The organism is Cellulosilyticum sp. (assembly GCF_982396655.1).
In genome coordinates this window covers 82213-88212 of sequence record NZ_CEVXFV010000014.1, presented here as the reverse complement: position 1 = coordinate 88212, position 6000 = coordinate 82213, and the positions used below count along the sequence as shown (strand labels likewise).

The following is a 6000-nucleotide window of genomic DNA, read 5'->3' as shown; positions in this document are numbered from 1 at the left end:
AGAGCAGAGGACTGAAAATCCTCGTGTCGCTGGTTCGATTCCGGCTCTGGGCATTATCGAAAAACCTTGTAATTAAGTAGATCTTAGTTATGAGGTTTTTTTGTGTATATAAATTTATTGTCATATTAATTAGGACATTGGTTTTGGGAGGGATTGTAATTTAAATAAGTCTTTTTTGCATACAATGTGAGTAGAAGGAAATATTAAAAGTACAGAGTAAAAGGAGGCATATTTAATGATTGATTTTATTAACCCAGAGTATATTAAGCTGAATGTCATGGATTTGAATAAGGCAATGGAAGCAGTGAAGGATTTATTAGTGACGGGAGAAAAGGTTGAAGAGGCTTTTAGAACAGTAAGGGATAAGGTGATTTTTACATCTAAAAGGATTATAGCTATTAATGTACAGGGTGTGTCGGGGAGAAAAGTCGATTATACAACTATTCCATATAGTAAAATACAAACGTTTTCTATTGAGAGTTGTGGAACATTTGATTTAGAAAGTGAACTTAATATTTGGGTTAGTAGTGTGGGAAAGATACACTTTGAAATATCTGGTGGATATGATATTAGGAAGATTAATAAGTTACTAAGTGAATGTATATTATAGTATGGAGTGTTAAATTAGGGTAAAGTTTTTTTGTAGTATTAGATTTTAATAGTATTAAGTAAGGTTTACTTCGCGATAGATGTTGAGATTTAGGTGAATGAGATGATTAAACAAAATTATGTACGTATTCAAGTAAGAGATAAAGGAAGTACAGGGAAACCAATAGGCGTGATAGGAGCCTGTTGGAAGATTCATAATGAGGGAAAGTTATCTGAGGAGGACCAAGAGTTATTTTTAAAGCTTGAAAAGTGGTTTACAAGTTTGTTGCCTGAACCACCATTTTATAAAGAAGGAAATCCACAGAAAGCCATTTGCTATTTTAAGGTTGATGGAGCAGAGAAGATGTTAGAACGAATTACACCATTAATGTACTTATTAGATAAGTATGAGTATGAATATGATGTGGTCTATACCAATTATATAGGAAAGATTATATATGAAGATGAATATCAAGTGGCTGTAATTGATGAGAAAAATAGGATGAGTAAAAATATGTAGATGTACATATAAAAATACTGTAATATGAGGTATGAGAAATAGAGTAGGTTTAGTGTATATCTGATTAGTGAGAAGATTATTATGGAGATAATATTTATACATCCTAATAAAAAAATGTGCTACTACAAAGTTATAATTGATTTTGTAGTAGCACATTTTTTTATTAGGAAAGTTTGCTCTTTAAGTTTCCTGTATCTTGAGAATATAATACGAGTCATTTTCTTACAGAGTAGATGAGCTCCATTTCTAATTGTATTATTCTCTTGTATGTGGTAATAGATACCTTGTTAGAGAGAGAGTTACTCCGTTATAAAGGTAGTTATAGAGGTAGTTGCGCTGATATAGGGAAAATTATCTCGTTATAGAGGTAGTTACCCTGTTATAGAGAGAGTAACTTCGTTATAAAGGTAGTTATAGAGGTAGTTGCGCTGTTATAGGGAAAATTATCTCGTTATAGAGGTAGTTACCCCTTTATAGAGATAACTATCTCTATAAAGGAGTGGCTTGTTTAGAAGCAGATGATTTATGAGGTGTAAAGGTGCGGTTTACAATGAAGATACCTAAACAAACTAAAATGAGAGCAATAATATTTTTGAACTCAAATATGGTTTCTCCTAGGAATATAGCTGATAAAAAGGCTCCAAAGATAGGAGTTAGACAATTGTAGATAGCAACCTTTCCAACACTATTGTATTTTAGTAGGACAGCCCAGAGTGAGAAGGCTACGGCAGAAAGTGCTGCCATGTAGAGTAATAGACCTAGAGAGGTGAGCGTAAATGGACCTATTGAACCACCTAGTAGAATACCTAGAAGAACTAAGATAAATCCACCTATAGTAAGTTGATAGCCTGTTACGACAAATGTGTCTTGGTGTTGTGTAATTCTTTTGCCATAGATAGAAGCAGCTGAAAGAATAAATGCCGCCAATATTACAGAACCGTCCCCTTTTAGGCTGAAAGCTGAAAATAGGGTACCGCTATCATCAAGGTTAATAAGAACGATACCTAGGAAACCAATAATACATCCTAGTGCTTTTGAGAAACCGAGCTTTTCATTTTTGTAAATGAAGTGAGCGATTAAGATGCTAAAGAAGGCACCTGTTCCATTTAAGATAGAACTACGAACACCAGATGAGTAGGCTAGGCCTAAATAGAAGAATATGTATTGTAGTGTTGTTTGTGTAACACCAAAAATAAAGACCTGTCCCCAAGTTTTGCGGGAGAAGGAAGTGAGATTTTTTTTGGTGAGAAGGGCAATTAGAAGAACTAAGAGACCGGCGAGGGTGAAACGAAAACCTGCAAAGAGGAATTTTCCAGAGAGATCATTTGCTTCAATATTGAAGAGCTCATAGCCTATTTTTATACATGGGTAGGCACTACCCCAAAGTAAGCAGCATAGAGAGGCGCCTAGGGCAACAAACCATGTGCTTGTTAAAAAACTTTTGTTTTCCAAGTTAAGGACTCCTTCCAAGTAAAAATTAATCATAAAAAAATCCTCCAATATAAATAGAGGTCTAATATAGTATAAACGAAATCATAAAAATATTCTATAATATGATGAATTAACTAGGGTGAAAGATAGAAATTAATAGTTATAAATGAATATATGGCAGGAGAAGAAAATAGAAATAAGAATAGAAACAGGGGTAGAAATAAGGATATAAATAAAGACAGAAATAAGGATAGAAACAAGAATAGAAACAAGGGTAGAAATAAAGACAGAAATAAAGACAGAAATAAAGACAGAAACAGGAATAGAAACAAAGGTAGAAATAAGAATAGAAACAAAGGTAGAAATAAGGATAGAAATAAGAATATAAACAAAAGTAGAAATAAAGATAGAAACAAGAATATAAATAAGGATAGAAACAAGGATAGAAATAAGAATATAAACAAAGATAGAGCAAACTGTAGGGTACTAAATAGTTCGTTCTATCTTTATTTTGGGAGAGGTAATATAAATAAATCTAAGTATATAAAGAGAGATTAGTATCTGAAAGAAGAGTTTAGTGAAGCGTGTAAGCAGAGATGCCGTGTTCCATTGTGTCTAGGCCGGAGCGTTCTTCTTCGGTATTTACGCGAAGGCCTATTGTTTTATCAATGAGTTTGAAGGTGATAAGATAAAGAATTGTAGCGGTGAGGATACAGATGATTACACCGAAACATTGGATACCTAAAAGTTTGAAGCCACCGTTGTAGAAAAGGCCACCTTCTTGAGAAAAGAATCCAATGAAGATAGTGCCGAGGGTACCACAAACACCGTGAACTGAGATCGCACCTACGGGATCATCGATATGTAGTTTTGTATCTAGGAATTCTACAGAGAGAATCATGATGGTACCAGTGATTAGACCAATGCAAAGCGCACCAGAGTAAGAAATAACAGAAGCACCAGCTGTTACCCCTACAAGTCCGGCAAGTGCACCATTAAGGGTTAATCCTGCATCAGGAGTTTTGTAGCGAATTGTGCTGAAGATTAAACTTGCCATGGTACCGGCAGCACCACCAAGAAGTGTTGTGATAGCAGCGTGAGCTGTTACTGGAGAGGTAATGTCTAATGTACTACCTGGATTAAAGCCGAACCAACCGAACCAGAGGATGAGTACACCTAGAGCACCAAGTGGGATATTGTGACCTGGGATAGCTTTGGCAATGCCATTTCGATATTTACCGTTTCTAGGGCCTACCATTTTTGCACCTATTAAGGCAGCTACACCTCCTAAGGCATGAACAACTGTACCACCAGCAAAGTCGACGAAGCCTAATTTGCTTAAGAAACCGCCGCCCCAAACCCAGCGACCGATGAAAGGATAGATGAAACATGTGGCAACAATACAGAAAATGATATAAGCAAAGAATTTAGTTCTTTCTGCCATAGCACCTGAAACAATAGTGGCGCAAGTTGCACAGAAGATTGCTTGGAAGAAGAAGTATACTTCAAATGAGATACCAGATACGCTATCTGGAACATTTGTGAGGAAAAAGCCAGTTGTACCTATAAGTGATCCGGGTTCACCACCATACATAAAAGCATAGCCGACCATATAGAAAGAAAGTACACCGATACATATGGTTACAAAGTTTTTCATAATAATGTTTACGGCATTTTTTGATTGTGTAAAGCCTACTTCTACGAGGGAGAAGCCGGCATGCATAATGAAAACAAGAATTGCAGCTATAAGTGTCCACATTGAGTTAAGTACGAAGATTATATCCATAATGAAAGCCTCCTATAAAAATTTAGTATGTATATGACCGTTTTTAAATTAGAAAATAGAGATATCTTCTAATCGGTATAACAATTTGGGTAATAAAAAAGGCGTTCTAAAATAACAGCTCAACTGTTTTTTAGAACGCCTTTGTTCAATTAGGATTATAAGAGGGAAAATAGGAATTTGTCAATAACTTTGTGTTAAAAAATTTATTGAATTCTAAAAATAGGTGTGGAGATATGCTGTATAAATTTGATGTAGATAAACAGAAAGTATGGATAAGGAGACGCCATAATGTGATAAAATAAGGTGATAAAAGGTAGATGTGAGTAATTGATTGTAGACTTAGAATGTTAATAAGGTAGATGTGAGTAATTGATTGTAAACTGAGAATGTTAATAAGATAGATGTGAGTAATTGATTGTAAACTGAGAATGTTAATAAGATAGATGCGAGTAATTGATTGTAAACTTAAAATATTAATAATGACAACAATTGAGTATAAAAAGGTTTACAATTATTAGTGGAACCTATACAATAATGTGTGGAAATATTTAAACAGGTTATGGTAGGAGGAAAAGACATGGCATCATTGGCGGAGATTGCAGACAAGATTAAGTCTGGCTATAGCATTACGAAGGAAGAGGCAATGGCGTTACTTGATAATGAGCTTCAGGAATTATTAGAAGTAGCGGATGAGATCAGAGCACATTTTTGTGGAGATAAATTTGATTTTTGCAGTATTATTAATGGAAAGAGTGGTAAATGCAGTGAGGATTGCAAGTATTGTGCACAATCAGCTCATTATAAAACTAATATAGAGGAATATGAACTTCTAGATACACAAACAGTGCTTGAGGATGCGATTCATCATGCATGTGAAGGTGTAGGGAGATATTCGATTGTTACTTCTGGAAAGAGGATGACTAAAGATGATGTGGAAGAGGTATGTAAGATTTATGAACGCTTAGATGAAGATTTAACTTTAAGATTATGTGCGTCACATGGTTTGTTAGGAAAAGAAGATTTAGAGACACTCAAAAAGTCTGGTGTAAAACGTTATCACAATAACTTAGAGACATCTAGAAGATTTTTCCCAAGTATTTGCAGTACACATACCTATGAAGAAAAGATTGAAACGATTAAAATGGCAAAAGAAGCAGGGCTTGAAGTCTGTTCAGGTGGGATATTTGGAATAGGTGAAACGATGGAAGACCGCATTGATATGGCTTTTGAATTAAGAGAATTAGACGTAGATTCTATTCCACTTAATATACTTAGCCCTATAGCAGGGACACCTTTAGAAGGATGTCAGTATATTACAGAAGATGAATTTTTGCGTGCAGTAGCTATTTTTAGATTTGTAAATCCTACAAAAGTTATTAGATTAGCTGGTGGCCGCAGTCAGCTAAAAGGTTATGGGGAAAGAGCCTTTAGAGGTGGTATTAATGGGACCATAACAGGAGATTTATTAACTACTTGTGGAAATAATATTGCGAAGGATCGTGAGTTGGTTACGGAATTGGGGTTTGTAATTGACTAACATGAGTAGGTAAATAAGTATATATGAATGGATATATTAGGGACAGGTTTATATTAATAGAAGAAGAAGATATATTGGAAGAAATACAAATTATTAGTTAGTGAAATGAGGACTTCTAGTAAATAGAGCATATATGGA

The 6000-nt window shown here is 34.8% G+C and carries 6 protein-coding genes; 4 read left to right on the top strand and 2 right to left on the bottom strand.

All coding sequences use genetic code 11. The features are described 5' to 3' along the window. The first annotated feature begins 235 nt into the window (after nucleotides 1–235). A complete protein-coding gene (locus AC1VAQ_RS08340; protein WP_302600223.1) occupies nucleotides 236–610 on the top strand; it encodes a PH domain-containing protein in 375 nt (124 codons plus the stop codon). 102 nt (nucleotides 611–712) lie between these two features. Further along, entirely contained in the window at nucleotides 713–1108 is a 396-nt protein-coding gene (locus tag AC1VAQ_RS08335; protein WP_302600224.1) for a hypothetical protein, read from the top strand. A gap of 489 nt (nucleotides 1109–1597) precedes the next feature. On the opposite strand, the gene AC1VAQ_RS08330 is transcribed toward AC1VAQ_RS08335, so the two are convergent. Then, a complete protein-coding gene (locus AC1VAQ_RS08330) occupies nucleotides 1598–2593 on the bottom strand; it encodes a DMT family transporter (protein ID WP_302600225.1) in 996 nt (331 codons plus the stop codon). A gap of 120 nt (nucleotides 2594–2713) precedes the next feature. On the opposite strand from AC1VAQ_RS08330, the gene AC1VAQ_RS08325 reads away from it, so the two are divergent. After that, nucleotides 2714–3097, top strand: a complete 384-nt coding sequence (locus AC1VAQ_RS08325; protein WP_479903790.1) for a hypothetical protein — start codon at nucleotides 2714–2716, stop codon at nucleotides 3095–3097. Between the two features lie 16 nt (nucleotides 3098–3113). On the opposite strand, the gene AC1VAQ_RS08320 is transcribed toward AC1VAQ_RS08325, so the two are convergent. Next, nucleotides 3114–4325, bottom strand: a complete 1212-nt coding sequence (locus AC1VAQ_RS08320; RefSeq protein ID WP_479903789.1) for an ammonium transporter — start codon at nucleotides 4323–4325, stop codon at nucleotides 3114–3116. A gap of 577 nt (nucleotides 4326–4902) precedes the next feature. Here AC1VAQ_RS08320 and bioB point away from each other — a divergent pair. After that, entirely contained in the window at nucleotides 4903–5862 is a 960-nt protein-coding gene (bioB, locus tag AC1VAQ_RS08315; protein ID WP_479903788.1) for a biotin synthase BioB, read from the top strand. Nucleotides 5863–6000 lie beyond the last annotated feature (138 nt).